This is a genomic window from Peribacillus sp. NJ4, assembly GCF_030348345.1.
GTDB lineage: Bacteria > Bacillota > Bacilli > Bacillales > DSM-1321 > Peribacillus.
In genome coordinates this window covers 3,033,023-3,053,063 of record NZ_JAUCFQ010000001.1, presented here as the reverse complement: position 1 = coordinate 3,053,063, position 20,041 = coordinate 3,033,023, and the positions used below count along the sequence as shown (strand labels likewise).

Sequence of the window (20,041 nt, the reverse complement as noted above, 5' to 3'; positions counted from 1 at the left end):
GGCAGGAGATTAGGAATGAATGTGAACAGAAAAAATGGACCGATGTATTTACAAATAAAGGAAATATTGAAGGATCGTATTTTACATGGGGTTTATGCCATCGACACAAACATTCCCTCCGAGCCTCTATTGGAAGAAGAATTTAATGTAAGTAAGGTTACTGTCCGTAATGCAATCAAAGAACTTGTGCAAGAGGGGTATGTTGAAAAGAAAAGCGGCAAAGGCACGAGGGTCATAGCTAATGGATCGATTGTCAAACTTTCTAAAGGAAAGCGTTTTACAGAGCTTTTGGTGGAAGAAGGGCACTTCATTTTAAAAAAGGTGTTAAACATAAGTCATGTTGACCTTTCTTCGGACGCTAAGCTGCATTCTTTATTTGGTGACCAATGCACAAGAATCGAACGAATATATTTATTGGACAATGAACCTTATATTTACTTTACACATTATGTTTCACTTAATATAAATCAAGAAGAGATTAAAGAGGTCCAAATCAATTCTTTGTACCGCTTTTTGGAAGATCAAAACGTCAAACTTGAAACATTCAGAGATGAGTTTGCCGTTGCTATCGCTCCGGATCACATTTGCGAAACACTGAAAATAGAAAACAATAGTCCAGTATTGAAAAGGATTCGGATTTCCAGTGATGGGGACGGAAATGTTATGGAATACAGTGAAGGGTATTACCACACGGCTAAACAGAACTACATTGTGACATATAACGAGCCGGTACAATAATCTATTTATTGTATTGGTTTGATTGTAAGCGATTTCTTAGGGATGGGGAGAACATATGGATCTATATTTATTAGGAATCACGCTGATAGCAATCGTAATTGTTATTTTGGGGGTATCATGGTGGAAATGGCATGCATTCATAAGCTTGACTGTAGCCAGTTTATTTTTAGCGGTTTTTTCCGGACTGCCAATGGACAAGATTGTAGGAGCTTATGAAACGGGTGTCGGAGCTGTCCTTGGTCACCTTATTGGAATATTGGCCTTAGGGACCATCTTAGGAAAGATGATGTCCGACTCAGGAGCTGGTATGCAGGTAGCTGACTTTTTCATTGATAAATTCGGCGTGAAGAACCTTCCATGGGCCATGCTTTTATCTGGTTTCATCATCGGTATTCCGGTATTTTTTGAAGTTGGTTTAGTCATCTTGCTGCCTTTGGTCATTTCCATTCGAAAATCAACCAAAGTGAACATCTTGTTAATAGGTATTCCAGTGCTTGCTGGTTTATCGATCGTACATGGTCTGGTACCTCCACATCCGGGAGCCATGACAGCTATTGGAATCTATAATGCAAACATGGGACACGTACTTCTGTACTCATTGATCATCGCATTCCCGACAGCTGTAATTGCCGGTCCAATATTTGCAAAATGGCTTCATAAACGGGTCATTCCTGTTGGAGAACCGGAATTGATTCGGGTGGAAACAAAGTCAAGTGGATTACCGGGGACTGGAGTTTCGTTCTTCATCATCCTTTTGCCGGTTTTGTTGATGGTTTTAACTGTAGTGGCGCCTTATCTGTCGCTACCAGGTTCCATAGAAAAATTCCTATTGTTTATCGGAAGTCCAGTGATCGCCTTATTAATCTCCTGTTTTGCAGCTTACTATTTCTTGGGTTTCAGACAGGGCATGGACAAATCGCTACTTAAAAAGTTAACGGAAGAATGCTTATTGCCATTAGCTTCCATAATCCTTATTATCGGTGCAGGTGGAGGATTCAAGCAAATTTTAATTGATAGTGGCGTAGGGACTGCAATTGCTTCCATGTCTGAAGAAATATCATTATCACCCATCGTCCTTGCATTCCTTGTGGCCGGATTGATTCGGGTTGCCACAGGTTCTGCAACAGTCGCTTTGACCACGGCAGCAGGAATTGTATCACCGGTCGTTGCCAATATGACGGGTGTTAATCTAGAATTACTCGTTATTGCCACGGGCGCAGGCTCACTTATGTTTTCCCATGTTAATGACGCCGGTTTCTGGTTAGTAAAAGAATATATGGGATTAACCGTAAAAGAAACTTTCAAAACATGGACAGTCATGGAAACCTTGCTTTCTTTCGTGGCATTCGGTCTGGTTTTAATTTTGGATATATTCATATAATCAACAAAGGATTCAATTGTTGAATAAGTAACCTTTACCTCCGTGATATGTCTTGGGGTGACATATCATGGAGGTTTATTTATTGAAAAACTTTCTGGGAAGGGATCTCTTCTAAAGTAAATGAAAAGGATTGAATATAGTTGCCTTTGCTATGGAAGTGATTTGATTAGTGACAAGGGCAGTTTTCACCCAGAAGACGTTTGTTTTGCTCCTCGAAGATATAGGTCCTGACAAAGACTTCTATATTGTAAGATTGACAGCTTCCCGTTTACATATTCATCCTGAATATAATCCAATAATTCATTGGCATGATTAGGCTTTTGACGTTTTTCCTGAATATAATGGAGTATTAAAACTTCTATATTCACACACTCACCTTACTTGACAAGTATTTTTTTCATTAACAATATAACATGGGTAACCGAGTAATTGTCATTTTTTGAATATTTTAACTATCGACATTTTCATACAAATAAAGGAATGATTAGGAATGAACGCTGGAAAAATTGACGAATTATTATCGGGAAATGCTAAAAAGAGCTATACCGACTGATTAGAGCTCTTTCCAACTTTTATTGTGCCGGCTCGCATTTAGGTCCGCCCAAGAAAAAAACCCTTGATATTTCAAGGGTTAGATAGTCATTTAAACTAGTGTTGGTCTGATTTTACAAGGAACTTTCTCTTTAGACTTGTATCTTTTGAGCAGGCAAAGGTGATAAAAGCAGTTCTGCCGCTTCTCTCTTAATGGAGAATATATAAGCTCCTAAACCTAAGAGGGCTGCAAAAATCAGCATAGCGATCGAAGTACTGAAATCCCCGCCGGACAAGTCACGAAGCCACCCCATGATATAGCTTGAAAAGCCTCCCATTATATTCGTGAATCCCATTAGTCCAGCAGCACGTCCTGCCGTTTCAGGTGTTGAGTATTTTACCATGAGCATATTACTTAGATGGAACACACCGCCTTGACATCCCATTGCCAGTCCCATACATAGCCCGGCCAAAATAGGATTGGGGATGAATACCGCTACAGTCAGAAAGACAGCCGTCAATGAAAATAGAATCGAGGCCATCAAACTTGGACGTCTGGTTTTGTCCGCCAGAAAACCGCATGCCAAGACAAACCCTAAAGCAAATAGCCAGGAAAGCGAAGTAATGCTCGACATCCCTTCCTTTTCGAATCCTTTTGCTTCGATGAGATAGGTAGGGAGCCAAATGCTGATCCCGAAAAAAAGGAAGGAGCATACGAGCATGCCGAACCAGACTATCCAGAAACGATAATCCTGGGCGAAACTCTTACTCTCGGAAGGGATGCTTTCTTTGTCTTCATCATCCGATTGGCGAATGAAAGCCAATTCCTCCTTACTTATACGGGGGTGCTCTTCTGGTGTATTCCTCGTCAAAAAGATGAACATCGGGATATTAATAAACAAGTTGAAGGCTGCTAGCATAAAGAAAGCTGCTTGCCAGTGGAGTAAAGATATCACGAGCACCAAAACAACGGCTCCAATTGCAGGACCTAAATAGTTTCCGGTGAGCCATGATGCCTGGGCCCTCCCCAATTCTCGTTTATTAAACCAGTTAGAAATGAATTTACCGGAAACTGGAATCATCATCCCTTCGCCAAAACCGAGAATGACCCTGCTAATTAAAAACATTTCATATGAATTTGCTAGACCTGATGTAATCATGGTTAAAGTCCATACGAATAATCCGGCGATGGCTGTTTTTCGGGCACCTAATTTATCAATGATGAAGCCCCAAAAAAGATTTGAAACTCCATAAGCAATGGTGAATACAAAAGAAAGAAGACCGATCTTCGCGTTTTTGTCGTCGCCTGTCATACCAAGTGCATTCAAAAATTCTGGATCTGTTTGAATAATGGAAATGCCAACCTTATCAATTTGTCCAAAAAACCAAAAGAAAAAAATTGGAACGGCAATATACAGCCATCTTTTTTGCCCATTTAACATAATACCATCTCCTTATAGCTTTTAGCATTGCTTAAAACACTTACCATTGGAATAAGTGAATAACGGTTTCCTTTAGATAGGTACTAGTTTTGATTTTCTCCTTTAAGATCTGTATCCCGCCTTTCGTTAAAATAATGAAAGATAAATAAGCAATGGTATGTTTTGTAAGTGAAACAAAGTTTTACTTTATTTACGATAAAATAAATAGAATTGATTGTCAATTTAATATTTTGATAATTCTCCATTTTTAGAATAAATGATTCAATGGCCATTTTTAAATAACCCATTGGGATTCATGTTTAAAATCGACCTCCGTTGCACACTATTGTACGTTGTGGGGGAAAACATACAAGCAAATGAGTGGAAAGGCCCTTATATAGGACTTAAAAAGAGAAGTGAATTTGAGTTGTGTCAAAAAAAGGAATTAATATTAAATTATCAAAAATTCTGACTTGTTTATATTGAATTTAAAATCAGGAAAATTTATAATTCATTTAGGTTGTTTTATATATGAAATACTTATTATGGAAAATCACGTGATTTGGTAAAAAAAATATTGATGTATTAAGATTCTTCATTTGTTCTTATTTGCATATTTAGATATATTTGGTGGATCGAGATGTCTTCGATAAGTCGTGTAATTCTATCGTTACGTCAATTAAGCTAGGCCCTTCAAATAGTTTTATAAATGTAATTATGCTTTAATTGACAAATAAACACTTAATATTCATGAAGAGTAAAGGATTGTGAGGTTACAAGGATGCCAATTAGCCATTTAGAAGAAAGCTCGATTCATTATTTGGAATCGGGTGAAGGAAAAGCGCTTGTTATCCTCCATGGTTTGGGAACCAATTCTCAATCATGGAGACAACAGCTCGGTCAGTTGGATGATGAATTTAGAGTAATTGCCGGGGACGCACCAGGGTACGGTGAAAGTTCTGCTGGATACCGGTCCGTTGCCTTCTCTTATCAAATTTAAACCAAATGGACATCCTTTCTTCTATATCTATCCCGACATAGGTCATGTGTGGTGAACTGGATCAGGTCACACAGGTTTGTGAATCAAGAATTTTTAAATGAATTGATTCCTGATTCCGAGTTTGCCATGGTAACGAATACCGGCCATTTATGTTAGCAGGAATTTCCAGGGGTTTTCAATGAATATGTTACCGAGTTTTTACTGAGACAAAAGGCAGGCAAAGATTGAAGTAAGCATGAAAAAATATTCACCAAAAGAAATTGCAGGAAGAGATGTACATATACTGCAAGTTCCTTCTAGGTAGTTGAGATGAAGAAATCTTAACAATAGGGTATATAGTTCGCAGAGAAATCAATAACAACGGGGGGAATACTCGAATGGCAAGCGAAGAAAAAGAGAAAGAGAAATATAGTGCTAATTCATTGGTAAGAGGGTTGGAAATCATTAAGCTCTTTAATGAAGTACAGCCGAGTTTGTCTCTTTCAGAAATTGCAAAACAACTGGGAGTAAGCAGAACGGTACCATATCGTTTATTATTCACATTACAAAATATTGGTTATCTATCTCAGGATGAACATACGAAACGTTACAGTTTAACGCCAAAGGTACTTGAATTGGGCTTCAGCTATTTGAATAGCTTGAAGTTCCAGGAAATTGTCCAACCTTATATGGAGAACCTGCGTGATGAAATCGGAGCCTCCTGCCATCTGTCCATTTTGGATGGACAGGAAGTTGTGTATGTTGGGAGTGCCCCAATTAGAGGGGTATCCGCTGTCAATGTGAACATAGGTTTGCGGCTGCCGGCACATGCTTTGGCCAATGGAAAATTGCTTTTGGCCTATCAACCGAAAGAAATGCTAATGCAAATGTTCAAAATCTCAAACCTAACTCCTTATACAGATAAAACTCTTACCACGCCGGGGGAGTTTCAAAAACAGTTGGAATCGATTCGGCAAAATGGTTATTCGATGACAAGTGGGGAATTCCACCCTGGCATCCGTTCTGTTGCCGCTCCGATTTTTGACCGCACTGGAAATGTATTGGCTGCCTTGAATGTCGTGGCGACGGAGTCGGCTTATCAGGAAGATTTCATCGATAAAATCGCCTTGCCTAAACTCCTTGATGTTTCTCGGCAGTTATCCGTTTATATGGGATTTAGTGGGGTTACGCCGTTTCAACATGAAGATATCTGATCATGATTGAGTGCCAATCTAAAAAAATGAATAATCTTCGAAAGTGTGGATCCCCAATTCTAGGGTATCCGCACTTTTTTTGTGTTAAAAAAAGGAATATGGTGGTTGCATCGTTCCAAGTTATACCAAGAGGGAAGAAGGTGTGAATTGTAAAAATAGTTTTAAATATTCTAAAAACTCATTGACAATGAAGCGGTTTCATTTTAGTATTAATTCATAGACGAAACAATGTTTTACTTATGAAACACATTGTGGTTTAGAAACAACAAAAAAAGGAGGAATTTTAAAATGACAAAAGAAACTTTTTCAGTGAAAGATTTTGAAAAAAAATATGTTGCCCGATTGAAAGACCGTACGCTTGATTGGGGTGTCTTGAAGTTCCAAGAAGAAATCGATCCAGCTTATAGACGTGCACAGATGAGATATATCGGACGCGGTGCCACCGCAAATAACGATACAAATGTAATTACAGGTGAACATTTCACTCTTAGTACAATGGTGCTGCCGCCGGGATGTATCGGGCCATTGCATCTTCACGATGATGTTGAAGAAGTGTTTTTCATTCTTGAGGGTGAAGTCACTGCGTTAATTCAAGAGGATAGCTTCAGCGAAGTGCATGAAATTAAACTAAGTGCGAGAGACTGCATCAGTAGCCCACCAGGGGTTTATCGGGGAATTAGGAATGACGGTGATGTTGAAGCGCGCATGCTCGTGATGCTAGGGGCAGTGAAGCCTAACTTGCCAACATATCCTGAAGGCAGCGAGCTGGAAGAACTGCGTAAACAACGCTCAAAAGAAAGAGAAGCCATCATTAAAGACTGATCATTTAGCCGAAAAGGGCACCTGCATTATGGAAATTAATGAGGCGCCCTTTTCGATTAGATTTAAATGTGGTCAATGCAAATTTCTAAAAGGTAATCTGATTTATGGGAGGTATAAAAAAGATGCTAGGGATTACTCATTTACGACATATTAGCATGATTACTCCGAATTTTGACGATCAAGCAGAGTTTTACGAAAAGGTTTGGGGACTGGATAGAGTGGATGCTCCGGATGAGGAGAATACCGTTTATTTTCGGGGGGCAGGACCGGAACATCATATTTTAAGCCTACACAAGGGAGAAAAACGTGGGTTGCACCATTTATCTTTCGGAATGGTCGATAAAAATGCGGTGGATCGAGCAGCGGGAATATTACAATCGAAGGGTGTTCGAATTATTGAACCGCCTGGATATTTGGATGAAGCAGGTGCTGGTTATGGCCTACGGTTTATTGATCCGGAAAATCGCGTGATAGAGCTTTCGGCTTGGGTGGAAGTTCAAACGTCAATTTGGAACAAGAAAAATGTTGATCCAGTGAAGCTGAATCATGTTGTAATGAACACTAAGAACTTGGATATGATCGTTGAGTTTTATACAGACGTACTTGGTTTTAAAGTTACCGATTGGAGTGAGCATCAAATGTCATTCCTGCGATGCAACAGAATGCATCACTCCATTGCCTTCAATCAAGATGAACATGCGTCAGTCAATCATATCGCCTACGAAGTCGATTCCGTGGATGAACTGATGCGCGGCATAAGCAATGTGCGGAAAGCGGGACTGTCAGAACTTTGGGGACCTGGACGTCATGGACCTGGAGACAATATTTTCTGTTATTTTCAAGATCCAGGCGGTTTTGTTATGGAGTATACATGTTATCTGGAAACGATTGAAGATGAATCGGAATGGAGAGCACGTGTATGGAAACGGGTACCACATTTAATGGATCAATGGGGGATTGCAGGGCCGCCGAAACCCGAAGCCCGCAAAGCAATGGGCGGGGATCCCGATCCTGGCTGGGTGGACTCTGCTATAGATGATTCAGTCATGTCTGAAAAATGAGAGGGTATTCCACTTCCTTCCATTTGTGCTTGCGCTAGATGTATTGGTTACAGTGAAACAACTTCCAGTATTTTAAAGGGCAGCGCACTTAAGGAAAATGGTTTTGAAAAAGGAGTGACAAGATGGATTTAGGATTGAAAGGGAAAGTGGCTGTCATTATGGGCGGCACATCGGGCGTGGGATTAAAAACAGCAGAAATGTTTTTAGCTGAAGGAGCGAAAGTGGCTATATGCGGCAGAAGCACAGAGCGTATGGAAAGTGCACAAAGTCAATTGCTCTCATTTGGCACTAAGGATGATATTTTTGCTTCAACCTGTGATGTCACCTCCAAATCGGATGTGGATTCTTTCATTAATGGTACGGCTGAGAAGTTTGGCGGGATCGATATATTGGTGAATGCAGCCGGTCAAAGCGTTATGGGCTACTTTTTTGACATTACGGATGAGCAGTGGGATGAACAGATTCAATTAAAGTTTTTTGCCATCATATATGCCGTTCGTGCAACGCATCCTCATTTAGTTAAAAGGGGAGGGGGGCGGATTATTAATATTAATGCAACGCTTGCTAAAGAACCTGAACGTCACATGGTAGCGACTGCAGCAGCACGGGCTGGTCTCCTTAATTTAAGCAAAACCTTGTCCCAGGAACTTGCCTTTGACAACATACTGGTGAATTCAGTGAGTCTTGGATTGATCCGGACCGATCAATGGGAGCGAAGAAGATTGAAAAATGCGCCTGATATGGACCCGGAAGAATATTACGGAGACCTTGCGAAAAAACGTAATATCCCTCTCGGCCGCGTAGGGGAAGCGGAAGAAGTGGCCAGTGTCATTGTTTTCCTTGCTTCAGACAAAGCAAGTTATGTAGCGGGTTCGACGATTGAGACAGCAGGAGCGATCGGAAAGGCACTTTAAATATATTACTAAAAAAGGTAGGATAACGCGATGAAAATACAAGAAGAAATAGAGTTTACGACCGCCGATTCCATCGTAAAGGAACTAGTTCAAGCAGGAGTGGAAGCGGCTTTCGGGATTGTCAGTATTCACAATATGCCCATCTATGATGCAATTCTTAGAGAAGGGAGCATTAAACTCATTTGTTCACGCGGTGAGAGCGGTGCCGTCAATATGGCCGATGGATATGCCCGGGCTACTGGGAAATTGGGTGTAGTGATCACGAGTACCGGTACAGGGGCAGGTAATGCAGCTGGTTCATTAGTGGAAGCTTGGGCAGCTGGTGTTCCCCTTCTTCATCTTACTGGTGAGGTAGCTTCTTCTTATCTTGGTACAGGCAAAGGATACATACATGAGTGTAAAGACCAGCTTTCAATGATGAGCGGAGCGTGTAAAAATGCAGTGAGGCTGAGAAATCCTGAGCAAACTGCGGCAGTTGTAAGGAAGGCGATCCAAGAGGCGTTAACTGCACCAACAGGACCGGTTACATTGGAAATTCCCATTGACTATCAATCGGCAATCATAGAAGATCTAACCCTCGAAGGACAACGAGCTTCAACGTCTGAAACAAATTCAACGCCATTCATTCCCGAACAAGCCGTGCAAAAAATGGTTGAAGCACGCCGTCCTGTGATATGGGCCGGGGGTGGAGTCATCACTGCCAATGCTTCGCAAGAGCTGCAAAAATTGGCGGAAATCCTTGGTGCAGCAGTTATAACCAGTCAGTCAGGAAAAGGTTCGATCCCCGAAAACCATGAACAATGCATCGGACATTTTGCGGCTTATGAAACAACAAAAGAGTTTTTGGGAAATGCGGATTTATTGATCAGTGTAGGTGTAAGATTCAGGGGAAATGAAACATCCAACTGGAAAGTGCCGGTGCCAGAGGAACATATAGCGATCGATGCGGATTGGCAGGCCATTAACCGGAATTATAAGGCCACGCTGGGTTTGGTTGGCGATGCAAAAGATATGCTAGCTGCCATCATTCAAAATCTCGAAGGAAATTCAGTGCAGGCTGAACCTTCTTATTTACAAGAAGTCCTTTCGCTTAGAAATGAAGTGCGTGCTCAACTCCGGGAAACGCTTGGACCCTATGAGCAATTTGTAGATGGCATGAGGGAGATATTACCGGACGATACCATTTTAGTTCGAGATGTAACTGTACAGGCAAACGTTTGGGGCAGCCGTTTATTTGAAATCTATGAACCGAGAACATCCATTCATGCATCTGGCGGTGGAATTGGTCAAGGTCTTCCAACAGCAATCGGTGCCCAAATGGGGTGTAAAGATAAAACCGTAGTTCTTATGGCTGGAGACGGTGGATTTATGGTGAATGTCGGGGAAATGGTTACGGCAGCCGAAGAAAACTTACCAGTTATCATCGTATTGTTCGATGACTCAGGCTATGGGGTTCTTCGCAATATTCAAACTGCCGCATATGGTCGGCAGGTAGCCGTGGATTTATTAAGTCCAGATTTTGTGAAACTGGCTGAGTCCATGCATTTTGATGCAGTACGGATTGGATCTGGAGATGAATTCATATCTGAACTGAAAAAAGCAAAAGAAAGACGTAAACCTTCAATGATCGTTGTTGATATGGATGCTGTCGGTCCAATGGCCAAGCCATTTGGTGGACCACCAGGAGCTGCGGAAGCATTTAAACCAAAAAAACTATAAGGAGGATTGAGAATGATTTCGACATACCCATTTGTTTCAGGAAAATGCCTTGTTAATGGAGAATGGATAGAAATGATTGAAAAAGCCGATGTGATCAATCCCGCAAACACATCGGAAGTAGTTGGCCAGGTGGCAAAATGCTCTGGGGAAATCGTGAATGACGCGATTGTAGCGGCAGAAAATGCTTTTGAAACGTGGTCTCGCTCTGATGTCAGGGATCGGGCTAGCCGGATGAACTCAGCGGCAGAAGAACTTTCAAAAATAATCGAGGAAAATGTTACAGTGTTTGTACGTGAAAATGGCAAAACACTAGTTGAAGCTAAAAAGGATTTATTACGCTGTGTTGAAGTCATGAAGGGCTGCGCGACAGAACTACTTGATTGGTGGAAGCCTGAAGTGCTCCCAGGAAATCAAAAAGTTCAAATCCGGAGAAGGGCAAGAGGTGTCACGGCAATTATCACACCGTGGAATTCTCCGATGATATTAACATTTAAAAGGGTCATACCTGCTGTCTTGGCAGGCAATGCGGTTGTAGTAAAACCTGCAACGAATTGCCCGTTAACGATAATGACCTGTTTAAAAGTAGTTGCTGAACATTTTCCTCCAGGAGTCATCAATATAGTCTCAGGATCAGGAAAAGCAATCGGCGACAAACTTTGTTCCGATTCCCGTGTACGGACAGTGGCGTTTGTCGGAAGTACAGAAACTGGAAAAGATATCATGAAGAAATCAGCTGGAAACCTGCAAAAAGTGTATATGGAACTTGGCGGCAATGATCCTGCCATTATTTTGGAAGACGCAACTATGGATGAAGCGGCGATCAAACGTTTGAGGATGGGGATTTTACGGGCTGCAGGTCAGGTGTGTTCTGCGGTTAAACGAGTATATGTCCATGAATCACGTTATGACGAGGTAGTTGAGAAGCTGACCAAAGAGTTTAGCCGGGTGGTAATTGGGGATGGCATTCAGCCTGACGTAACGATGGGTCCATTGAATAATAAAGTACAGTATGACTATGTGAATGGCTTGATCGAACGTACCGCTAAGGAAGGAGGAAACATAATCACTGCTGGCATTCAACTGAATCCTGAAACTTGGGATAAAGGTTATTATATGCTTCCTTCCATTATTACTGGTGTCAATCAGCAGAGTGAAGTGGTTAGGGTAGAACAATTCGGTCCTGTCATTCCAATTTTACCTTTCAATGATATTGATGAAGTTGTAAAATTAGCGAATGATAGTGAGTTTGCCTTGCGTGCGTCTGTTTGGACCGATAATGAAGATATAGCTGTTGAAATGGCAGATCGACTCGAAGCTGGTGCGGTTTTCCATAATAATCATACCGTTTTCAGCGACTTGGCTCTGGATTTCCCTGGCTTAAAAGAAAGTGGTGTTTCCCGGGAAACAAGGCATTGCGGGCTGGAATTCTTTGCGGACTCATACGGGTTTGCTGATTGAGGAAGGATGAAACTATATGAAGTTAGGCTTAATCGGGTGCGGCAATATCGGGAAATTTCTGCTTCAGGCAATTAATAACGACGGACTTCTTCCAGGTGGGAAAATCGTTTCGATTTATGCCCGCCGTGAAGAAATCGCAGCTCAACTGGCTGAAGATTTCAGGACACAGCCATATAGTGATGTCGACGAACTCCTTAAATCGGATGTAGATTTAGTCATAGAGGCTGCAACGATTGAAGCTGCTGAAGAGTACTCATTGAAAGTGCTTAAAAGCGGGAGAAATCTCTTGTTAAGCAGTATAGGCGTGATGGCGAATGCTGCCTTCGAAGAACAATCAAACCAGATTTGCAAAAAAAATAAAGTGAATATTTTCCTTCCATCTGGTGCGATTGGAGGTCTCGATGTCCTTAAATCGGCAAAAGCGGTGAATGGCCTTGATTCTGTTTGCATCACTACGAGAAAACCGCCAAACGCATTGCCCACAGGTTCTTCAGTGGAAGAAGAAACGGTTTTATTCGAAGGATCGGCTGCAGAAGCGATCAAACAGTTTCCGAGAAACATTAATGTTGCGATTGTGCTGTCTTTGGCTGGTCTTGGATCTGAAAAGACGAAAGTGAAAATCATTGCCGATCCAAAAGTGTTTAAAAACAACCACTTAATTGAAGCGTCAGGTTCGTTCGGGAAACTAAAGCTTGAAGTGGAAAATGATCCGATGCCAAATAATCCGAAAACGAGTTATCTAGCCGCATTAAGTGTTTTGGCTACTCTGCAAAACAAGGAAAAGAGCGTTCAAATCGGGTAATGAATTATTGGTCAAGCTTATGGAAGGGAGAGAGTAAGTATGCTTAAAACTGATAAATCCTTAGAAGAAATGTCAAAACAGCAAGTTGTCAACTATTTGAATGAAACCGTTAAACCAGAGGAAGGCGTTATACCTGCATACCTCCTTGGAGATCAAAAGGTTTATGATATAGAACATGAAAAAGTGTTTTTGAAAACATGGGTTTTTGTCGGTCATGAATCTGAAGTTCCCAACAAAGGAGACTTCATGACCCGTGAACTTGCTGGCTACTCGCTCATCATTACTCGCGATGCTGAAGGGGAAATCAGGGCGTTTTATAATATGTGCACCCATCGCGGAATGAAACTATGCCGTGCAGATAAAGGGAACAAGTCTTTATTTACATGTCCCTATCATGGATTTAATTTTAAAAACACAGGTGAGCTCGTGGGGGTACCATTACAAAAGGACATTTATGGGGGCACCCTTGACCGTTCAGAAATGGGCCTTCATAAAGTGAAGCTTGAATCTTATAAAGGTCTTTTATTTGGAACTTGGAATGAAGATGCAGAGCCGCTTGAAGAGTTTCTTGGAGATATTAAATGGTATTTGGACTTACTTGTAGGTCGTGCAGAAATGGAAGTTATCGGCGTCCCTCAAAGATTCGTCGTTAATTCCAACTGGAAAGTGGGTTCCGATAACTTTGCTGGTGATTCCTATCACACGATGGTCACGCACGGCTCCATCGCAAAACTGGGGATGGTGCCCAATGCTACCTATTCAAAGCGTGGTTTTCAAATCCATATGGATAATGGACATGGACTAAACTTAGGGACACCTAACCCTGACTTCGCTTTCCCTGAAGAATTGAAAGATGAATTTAAAAGTAACCTGACTGAAGAACAATATGAAGTGTTATCAAACTTAAAGAATATGATTGGAAACGTTTTCCCCAACTTATCCTTTTTAATATCCCATACAAAAATCAAAGACCAGTTCATCTCTAACACTTCAATTAGAATGTGGCGTCCAATCGGTCACAATAAAATGGAAGTGATCGCTTGGATGCTCGTGGAAAAGAACGCCTCCCAAGATTGGAAAGATAGATCAAGAGATTCGTTTATATTGACCTTTAGCCCATCCGGTATTTTCGAACAGGATGATACGGAAGTGTTTACGGATATTACTGAAGCAGCCCAAGGTCCAATGCCTTTCCTTAAGAACTTAACCTATAATTATACCATGGGTCTACATCGTGATCCTGTTGATTTTATCGGACCGGGTATTGCTTACGATGATAAATTTACAGAAGCGAGCCAACGGAATTTCTACAAGTACTGGCTGGAATTAATGACGAAATAATAACTGGGAGGGGGAACGGAAATGAACGTGGAGAAAATGTTGCTTAAATGTGAATTTGAACAGTGGTTGTATGATGAAGCACAATTATTGGATGATATTGAATTTGATGATTGGTTCGATCTAATGCACACCAGCTTGCGTTATCAAATGCCTGTTCGTGTTAATAAAGAAGGGGTGGAACGCCCGGATTATTCAACGGACATGTTTACATTTAATGATGATATTGAGCTGCTGAAGCTGCGCGTGGATCGATTGAAAACAGATTATGCATGGGCGGAAATACCACCATCAAGAACACGGCGTTTTGTCTCTAATGTACGCGTTAAAGACTTTGTAGAAGGTGAAAAGGCAGTCGTTAAGAGTTATCTGCTTATCTATCGAAGCCGAAGCACGGATATTCAACACGATTTGATTTCGGGGGAACGAAATGACGAATTCATATTCGAAGATGGTAAATGGAAACTTTCCAAACGGATATTCATTGTTGACCAAACAACGATAAATACCAGGAATCTTGCTATCTTCGTATAATATGGACTTGGATAAAAGAGAAAACAAGGAGGCTGGTTACAATGGCAATGGCGTTAAAGGATAAAGTAGTGTTGATTACCGGAGGCAATTCAGGTATAGGAGAGGCTGTCACTAGACGTTTTATACAAGAAGGGGCAAAAGTCAGCATTATCGGCCGCTCGATAGAAACGCTAAAGAAAATGAAAGAAGAATTTGGTGAAGAGATTCTCATTAACCAAGGTGATGTAAGTAAATATGAAGACAATGAGAGGGCTGTACAGGCCACTGTCGAGCAATTTGGAAAGCTGGATGTTTTCGTTGCCAATGCAGGAGTCTTTGATGGTTTTGCTAAATTTGCCGACGTAACTCCCGAGGCACTTTCCGATGCATATGATTTACTGCTCGATATTAACGTAAAAGGATCTTTCTTCGGTGCGAAAGCCGCTCTTAAAGAACTGCAAAAATCGAATGGCAATATTATTTTCACCGTATCCGGTGCTAGTTTCTATCCTGATGGCGGCGGGGTTTGGTACACAGCAAGCAAGCATGCTCAAATAGGGTTGATGCGCCAACTTGCCTTTGAACTCGCTCCGAATATTAGGGTGAATGCTGTTTCGCCTGGTGGTACACTGACAGCATTATCCGTCATTCCCCCTCTAAGTCCATTCGTGAAAATCGTAGATAATGATACGAAGGCCAAAAGCATAAAAAAAAGAAACCCACTTCAGCTTGCCCAGATGCCCGAAGATCATGTAGCTGCTTATGTCCTGTTAGCATCGGACGAAGCGCGTGCAATTACCGGAGAAGTCATTTCCAGTGATGGGGGATTGTCAGTTCGCGGACTGGGGTGAGTTTTATAACAAAATAAACTATGGGAAGTAGGTTAATAAGTATGGCTGAATCACTATTGGGCAATAGGAATATTAATCAACTCGCATTTGTTGTAAAAGATATTGAAGCTGCTAATCTAGCTTTCACAAAACTGCTGGGCATTAAGAAGGCAGAACCATTTTTAACTGGGGACAGTTCTGTTTCGAAAGTCACTTTTAGAGGTGTGCCGACGGAATCAAAATCTAAACTGGCTTTTCTGAATACACCAACCGTGCAATTTGAACTAATAGAACCGGATAAAAATCCAGGAACGATGCGTGAGTTCCTGGATGAAGTGGGCGAAGGGATCCACCATATTGCTTTTGATGTTGACTCTATCCAAAAGAGACTGCCAATCATGGAGAAAAGTGGATACCCGGTTTTGCAAACGGGCGAATTCACTTCAAGTGACGGCAGATATGTATATGTGGATACACTGGATGATCACAAAACCTTAGTTGAACTGCTTGAAAGTGCAGAACCAAGACAAACGGAATGGGAAAGACCTGAAGATGCAAGAGTTCAGCCGCTATTAGGGACAAACAAAGTGGAACAACTTGCACTGGTTGTGAAAGATCTGGATGCGGCTGCAAATGCATATTGTGAGTTGTTGGGTATTGAAAAACCTCACATCATTCATTCGGGTCCCACCGAAATTACAAATGTGATTTACAAAGGGCAGCCCACTGAAGGAAAATCAAGATATATGTTTATCGATACTCCGTTAATTCAGATTGAATTGATCGAGCCGGGCGAATCACCTAGCACGTGGAAAGATCATCTTGAAACATATGGAGAGGGAGTTCACCATATCTTGTTTGTCGTAGAAGACATGGAGGATAAAATGAAGATGTTGGAAGAAATGGGGTACCCGGTCATACAGACAGGGAACTTTTTTAACGGAAAAGGCAGATATGCCTATATGGATACAACCTCGACCTATAAAGTGATTATTGAATTGCTAGAACGTTTTGATGCGTAATCGTATTTCATTTGATCTCAAAAAGTGTTCCGAAAGCAATTATCTGAGCCCTTTGAACTTACATAATCAGGAATATTGAACTCCAGGAGTCTATATATCCGAAACTTTTATTCACTATAATCTATAGTTCAGCCAATCATCAGCATTCCCCCTGGGAGAACCTAAACTGTTCCTTCCTTTACGGGGCCAACCTCTTTTTCGTCATGTCATTCATCCTATCGTTGGCAGCTCCATGCAGCCCATCTTCTTGGTTGCCGGTAAATATATAGAAGAAATACGTCAACATTGTGCTGATTTTCCAGAATTGAAGATTATTCATAATCCGAAATATGCAGATGGAATGTCCACCTCCCTAAAACTTGGAGTTCAATCCATCAAAGAACAGGTGGATGCAGTCATGATCTTCCTTGCGGATCAGCCGCTTATTTCCCCTGCCGTCATACAAGCTTTAATTAAAAAATATACGGCATGTAAAGATGAAGGAATACGGATCGTACAACCGAAATATAAAGGAGACTTAGGACATCCGATACTAGTCGATGCAGTGATCCTCAATGAATTCCATTCAATAGAAGGTGATCAAGGTGGTAAAAACATCATCAGGAAATATGCCCGGCTGACTGAAACAGTTCCTTTTGATGATCCGATGTGGGGATTTGACATTGACACGCCTCAAGATTTCCTTAAAGTGAAACTGCATTTGGATTCATAATGCAAACCAACTGAATGACATGAGAAATACTGAACGAAATATCGCGCGGATGGCCGGAATAAGCGAGAGAAGGTTGGAATATCACGCGAATCGATCGTATACTGCCTGAGGGTCGTTAAATGTGGCATAAAATAAAAGGGTTCCTACATTTGCGGACTGAATTTCGCAAATAGGCACCCTTTTATTAATGTTAATTTCATTCAGATATACGTTTTATGTAATCAAGGTAATAATCATGACTTTTTTGGATATGGATTGTATTGACCTTTATTGCTTTTTCTACATCTTTGTCACGAATTGCATGGATTAACTGTAAGTGCTCGTTGTTCCGATCCTCATACCAGCCTTTATCAACCATTGTAACATCTTCATTACGGGCCGACAAAAAGGAAATTCTTAAAGAAAGCCATAATGAATCAGTAGTCTTTTGGAGAAAGGTATTTCTCGAGTAGGAATATAATAAGCGGTGAAATTCAATGTTTGCACGACTAGCCGCTATTCGGTCATTACTATTTATTGCCCCTTGCAGTTTATCCGTTGCCCATTCCAATTTTTTCAATTCCTCTTCCGTAATTCCTTCACAAGCTTTTTGTATGGAATAGTTTTCGAGCATTTTCCTGATTTCCAATTCTTGCTGCAAAAGTCCAATATCCACATTGGATATGACCATACCTATACCAGGTTTCACCTGAAGCAAATTTTCCTGTTCTAATTTCCTCAAAGCTTCACGAACCGGTGTACGGCTACAATTGAATTGTTGGGCGATATCATCTTCCGTTAAACGATCTCCTGGTAAAAATACCCCTTCGATGATCGCGTTTTTAATAACGAAAAATATAGCTTCCCTTAAGGGCTTAGAAGAATAATGTTCTATTTGTTCTGTAATATATTGATAGTGTTTGGTTTCCATGGTGCTCCTTTCTAAAATCCAATTATATACAAGTATATTTATTTTATCTTAAAAAACGATTGAAGTCATTTCAATGCTTCAGACTTTTGATTATTTATACATTTCAATGGTTCGAGTCCGTTTCTGTTTCGGCATAACTAATGATTTGGCATTTATTTCAAATCCAAGAGGTGACTTATATAATCTATGAAACAATTAAAACCAAAGACGCCCACAAGGCTATCTGTCCTCATAGGCAAGGTATGAAATTCAGGGAAGCCCCAACTATCCTGAAACAAGGGGGGAATTGCCCGATAATATAGTGGAAAACAGGGTGTCATAGAATAAGTGGAAGCAAACTTACAGTAAACATCGGTTTGATATAGTCACTTTGCCGTGATGAATGATGTATTCTATCCTGCTAGAAGTGCAATGAAGTTGCTCGTTTACCTAAACATGCTATGATGGAAATAGAAGCGTTTGCTATTATTTATTTTCTAAATAACGAGAACGTCAGATTGATTTTTTTTAATGTACAACAGAGGATACTGGAGGAGTTTTTATAATGAATTTAGCACAATTTCCTAGAAAGCGATATACACCAACATATACATCAGTTGAGAGATTAGATCATTTTTCTCAAGTTCTTGGGGGCCCATCCATTTATGTTAAACGAGATGATATGCTTGGTCTGACGGCTGGGGGAAATAAAACAAGAAAGCTGGAATTCCTTGTTGCCGATGCATTGGAACAAGGCGCGGATACGTTGATTACATGTGGAGGCATTCAATCGAATCATTGCCGCTTGACACTAGCTGCTGCCGTTAAAGAGAAAATGAAATGCATCCTAGTGTTGGAAGAGGGACTTTCAAAAATTTCAGAGCCGGATTTTAACGGTAACTATTTTCTCTATCATTTATTGGGGGCTGACCAAATTATAGTTGTACCTAATGGAGCGGACTTAATGCAAGAAATGCAGAAAGTCGCTAAAGAGGTAACGGAGAAAGGAGATAAACCTTACATCATTCCCGTTGGAGGATCCAATGTCATTGGTGCAACGGGATATGTTGCATGCGCTCAGGAGATTTTAGCACAGTCCTTTGAGCAAGGGATAGATTTTAAAGCAGTTATTTGTGTAAGCGGCAGTGGGGGAATGCATGCTGGTTTGGTAGCAGGATTTCATGGAAATCAAAGTGGAATTTCAGTAATTGGCATAAATGTAAGCAGAGGAAAAGCTGAACAAGAAGAGAAAGTTTTTCAGCTTGTTAGAGAAACTTTAACACACATTGGCATACAAAATTCAATCCCTCGTGAGGCTGTTACGTGTTTGGATGAGTATGTCGGTCCTGGTTATGCTTTGCCTACCCCTGAAATGGTGGAAGCTGTCAAGCTTATGGCAAGAACAGAAGGGATTTTGCTGGATCCGGTATACACGGGTAAAGCGGCAGCGGGACTCATTGATTTAATCCAAAAAGGCACCTTTAAGCCGGAGGATAACATCCTTTTTGTACACTCAGGTGGTGCTTCATCGTTATACGCCAATACTTCTCTCTTTAATTAAATGTCATTAAATAATAAATACTAATCTTAAAGTGGAAAAAGCTCGCTCATTTGCATAGCTCAAATGCCAAGACAACCGAAGCAGTGAGAGTATTCTAAACGATTATTTCTTTACTTAATATGCAGGCTAATTCCAA

19 protein-coding genes are annotated in these 20,041 nt (G+C 41.0%); 16 read left to right on the top strand and 3 right to left on the bottom strand.

The features are described 5' to 3' along the window. The first annotated feature begins 15 nt into the window (after positions 1 to 15). Positions 16 to 738 carry a GntR family transcriptional regulator gene (locus tag QUF94_RS15195; protein WP_289316591.1) on the top strand — a complete coding sequence of 241 codons (723 nt, stop codon included), beginning with the start codon at positions 16 to 18 and terminating at the stop codon, positions 736 to 738. Positions 739 to 793: 55 nt separating this feature from the next. Next, positions 794 to 2,119 (top strand): GntT/GntP/DsdX family permease, encoded by a 1,326-nt coding sequence (locus QUF94_RS15190; protein WP_289316590.1) that lies wholly within the window; start codon positions 794 to 796, stop codon positions 2,117 to 2,119. Positions 2,120 to 2,304: 185 nt separating this feature from the next. Here the strand turns inward: QUF94_RS15190 and yppF are convergent, their stop codons facing one another. Together yppF and QUF94_RS15180 are read right to left on the bottom strand one after the other, a co-directional pair. Next, the gene (gene yppF, locus QUF94_RS15185; protein WP_289316589.1) at positions 2,305 to 2,487 is read right to left on the bottom strand and encodes a YppF family protein; all 183 of its coding nucleotides are present in this window, start codon (positions 2,485 to 2,487) and stop codon (positions 2,305 to 2,307) included. Positions 2,488 to 2,802: 315 nt separating this feature from the next. Continuing rightward, positions 2,803 to 4,092: an MFS transporter gene (locus QUF94_RS15180; protein ID WP_289316588.1), complete on the bottom strand. Its 1,290-nt coding sequence runs from the start codon at positions 4,090 to 4,092 to the stop codon at positions 2,803 to 2,805. Positions 4,093 to 4,852: 760 nt separating this feature from the next. On the opposite strand from QUF94_RS15180, the gene QUF94_RS15175 reads away from it, so the two are divergent. The 13 genes from QUF94_RS15175 (at position 4,853) to QUF94_RS15115 (ending at position 17,455) form a co-directional block, all read left to right on the top strand. Further along, positions 4,853 to 5,071, top strand: coding sequence for an alpha/beta fold hydrolase (locus tag QUF94_RS15175; protein WP_289316587.1), 219 nt, complete (start codon positions 4,853 to 4,855; stop codon positions 5,069 to 5,071). Between the two features lie 377 nt (positions 5,072 to 5,448). After that, positions 5,449 to 6,264 (top strand): IclR family transcriptional regulator, encoded by an 816-nt coding sequence (locus tag QUF94_RS15170; RefSeq protein WP_289316586.1) that lies wholly within the window; start codon positions 5,449 to 5,451, stop codon positions 6,262 to 6,264. A 288-nt stretch (positions 6,265 to 6,552) separates the two neighbouring features. Then, positions 6,553 to 7,086: a cupin domain-containing protein gene (locus tag QUF94_RS15165; protein ID WP_289316585.1), complete on the top strand. Its 534-nt coding sequence runs from the start codon at positions 6,553 to 6,555 to the stop codon at positions 7,084 to 7,086. Between the two features lie 122 nt (positions 7,087 to 7,208). Next, on the top strand, positions 7,209 to 8,147 hold the full coding sequence (locus QUF94_RS15160; protein WP_289316584.1) for a VOC family protein: 939 nt from the start codon (positions 7,209 to 7,211) through the stop codon (positions 8,145 to 8,147). Between the two features lie 122 nt (positions 8,148 to 8,269). Next, positions 8,270 to 9,061 (top strand): SDR family oxidoreductase, encoded by a 792-nt coding sequence (locus QUF94_RS15155; protein ID WP_289316583.1) that lies wholly within the window; start codon positions 8,270 to 8,272, stop codon positions 9,059 to 9,061. Between the two features lie 30 nt (positions 9,062 to 9,091). Further along, the gene (locus tag QUF94_RS15150) at positions 9,092 to 10,780 is read left to right on the top strand and encodes a thiamine pyrophosphate-binding protein (RefSeq protein WP_289316582.1); all 1,689 of its coding nucleotides are present in this window, start codon (positions 9,092 to 9,094) and stop codon (positions 10,778 to 10,780) included. Positions 10,781 to 10,792: 12 nt separating this feature from the next. Beyond that, positions 10,793 to 12,238, top strand: coding sequence for an aldehyde dehydrogenase family protein (locus tag QUF94_RS15145; RefSeq protein ID WP_289316581.1), 1,446 nt, complete (start codon positions 10,793 to 10,795; stop codon positions 12,236 to 12,238). A 16-nt stretch (positions 12,239 to 12,254) separates the two neighbouring features. Beyond that, positions 12,255 to 13,040 carry an aspartate dehydrogenase gene (nadX, locus tag QUF94_RS15140; RefSeq protein WP_289316580.1) on the top strand — a complete coding sequence of 262 codons (786 nt, stop codon included), beginning with the start codon at positions 12,255 to 12,257 and terminating at the stop codon, positions 13,038 to 13,040. 39 nt (positions 13,041 to 13,079) lie between these two features. After that, a complete protein-coding gene (locus QUF94_RS15135) occupies positions 13,080 to 14,381 on the top strand; it encodes an aromatic ring-hydroxylating oxygenase subunit alpha (RefSeq protein ID WP_289316579.1) in 1,302 nt (433 codons plus the stop codon). A 21-nt stretch (positions 14,382 to 14,402) separates the two neighbouring features. After that, a complete protein-coding gene (locus QUF94_RS15130; RefSeq protein ID WP_289316578.1) occupies positions 14,403 to 14,912 on the top strand; it encodes an aromatic-ring-hydroxylating dioxygenase subunit beta in 510 nt (169 codons plus the stop codon). Between the two features lie 41 nt (positions 14,913 to 14,953). Next, positions 14,954 to 15,742, top strand: a complete 789-nt coding sequence (locus QUF94_RS15125) for an SDR family NAD(P)-dependent oxidoreductase (protein WP_289316577.1) — start codon at positions 14,954 to 14,956, stop codon at positions 15,740 to 15,742. Between the two features lie 41 nt (positions 15,743 to 15,783). Next, positions 15,784 to 16,743, top strand: coding sequence for a VOC family protein (locus QUF94_RS15120; RefSeq protein ID WP_289316576.1), 960 nt, complete (start codon positions 15,784 to 15,786; stop codon positions 16,741 to 16,743). A 151-nt stretch (positions 16,744 to 16,894) separates the two neighbouring features. Continuing rightward, positions 16,895 to 17,455: a nucleotidyltransferase family protein gene (locus tag QUF94_RS15115; RefSeq protein ID WP_289318393.1), complete on the top strand. Its 561-nt coding sequence runs from the start codon at positions 16,895 to 16,897 to the stop codon at positions 17,453 to 17,455. A 196-nt stretch (positions 17,456 to 17,651) separates the two neighbouring features. Here the strand turns inward: QUF94_RS15115 and QUF94_RS15110 are convergent, their stop codons facing one another. After that, the gene (locus QUF94_RS15110; RefSeq protein ID WP_289316575.1) at positions 17,652 to 18,365 is read right to left on the bottom strand and encodes a GntR family transcriptional regulator; all 714 of its coding nucleotides are present in this window, start codon (positions 18,363 to 18,365) and stop codon (positions 17,652 to 17,654) included. A 544-nt stretch (positions 18,366 to 18,909) separates the two neighbouring features. Here QUF94_RS15110 and cuyA point away from each other — a divergent pair. Beyond that, a complete protein-coding gene (cuyA, locus tag QUF94_RS15105; RefSeq protein WP_289316574.1) occupies positions 18,910 to 19,905 on the top strand; it encodes a D-cysteate sulfo-lyase in 996 nt (331 codons plus the stop codon). Positions 19,906 to 20,041: the final 136 nt, after the last annotated feature.

Coding starts and splice junctions, on each gene's coding strand:
- QUF94_RS15195 (WP_289316591.1), top strand. CDS start 16: ATGAATGTGAACAGAAAAAATGGACCGATGTATTTACAAATAAAGGAA.
- QUF94_RS15190 (WP_289316590.1), top strand. CDS start 794: ATGGATCTATATTTATTAGGAATCACGCTGATAGCAATCGTAATTGTT.
- QUF94_RS15180 (WP_289316588.1), bottom strand. CDS start 4,092: ATGTTAAATGGGCAAAAAAGATGGCTGTATATTGCCGTTCCAATTTTT.
- QUF94_RS15175 (WP_289316587.1), top strand. CDS start 4,853: ATGCCAATTAGCCATTTAGAAGAAAGCTCGATTCATTATTTGGAATCG.
- QUF94_RS15170 (WP_289316586.1), top strand. CDS start 5,449: ATGGCAAGCGAAGAAAAAGAGAAAGAGAAATATAGTGCTAATTCATTG.
- QUF94_RS15165 (WP_289316585.1), top strand. CDS start 6,553: ATGACAAAAGAAACTTTTTCAGTGAAAGATTTTGAAAAAAAATATGTT.
- QUF94_RS15160 (WP_289316584.1), top strand. CDS start 7,209: ATGCTAGGGATTACTCATTTACGACATATTAGCATGATTACTCCGAAT.
- QUF94_RS15155 (WP_289316583.1), top strand. CDS start 8,270: ATGGATTTAGGATTGAAAGGGAAAGTGGCTGTCATTATGGGCGGCACA.
- QUF94_RS15150 (WP_289316582.1), top strand. CDS start 9,092: ATGAAAATACAAGAAGAAATAGAGTTTACGACCGCCGATTCCATCGTA.
- QUF94_RS15145 (WP_289316581.1), top strand. CDS start 10,793: ATGATTTCGACATACCCATTTGTTTCAGGAAAATGCCTTGTTAATGGA.
- nadX (WP_289316580.1), top strand. CDS start 12,255: ATGAAGTTAGGCTTAATCGGGTGCGGCAATATCGGGAAATTTCTGCTT.
- QUF94_RS15135 (WP_289316579.1), top strand. CDS start 13,080: ATGCTTAAAACTGATAAATCCTTAGAAGAAATGTCAAAACAGCAAGTT.
- QUF94_RS15130 (WP_289316578.1), top strand. CDS start 14,403: ATGAACGTGGAGAAAATGTTGCTTAAATGTGAATTTGAACAGTGGTTG.
- QUF94_RS15125 (WP_289316577.1), top strand. CDS start 14,954: ATGGCAATGGCGTTAAAGGATAAAGTAGTGTTGATTACCGGAGGCAAT.
- QUF94_RS15120 (WP_289316576.1), top strand. CDS start 15,784: ATGGCTGAATCACTATTGGGCAATAGGAATATTAATCAACTCGCATTT.
- QUF94_RS15110 (WP_289316575.1), bottom strand. CDS start 18,365: ATGGAAACCAAACACTATCAATATATTACAGAACAAATAGAACATTAT.
- cuyA (WP_289316574.1), top strand. CDS start 18,910: ATGAATTTAGCACAATTTCCTAGAAAGCGATATACACCAACATATACA.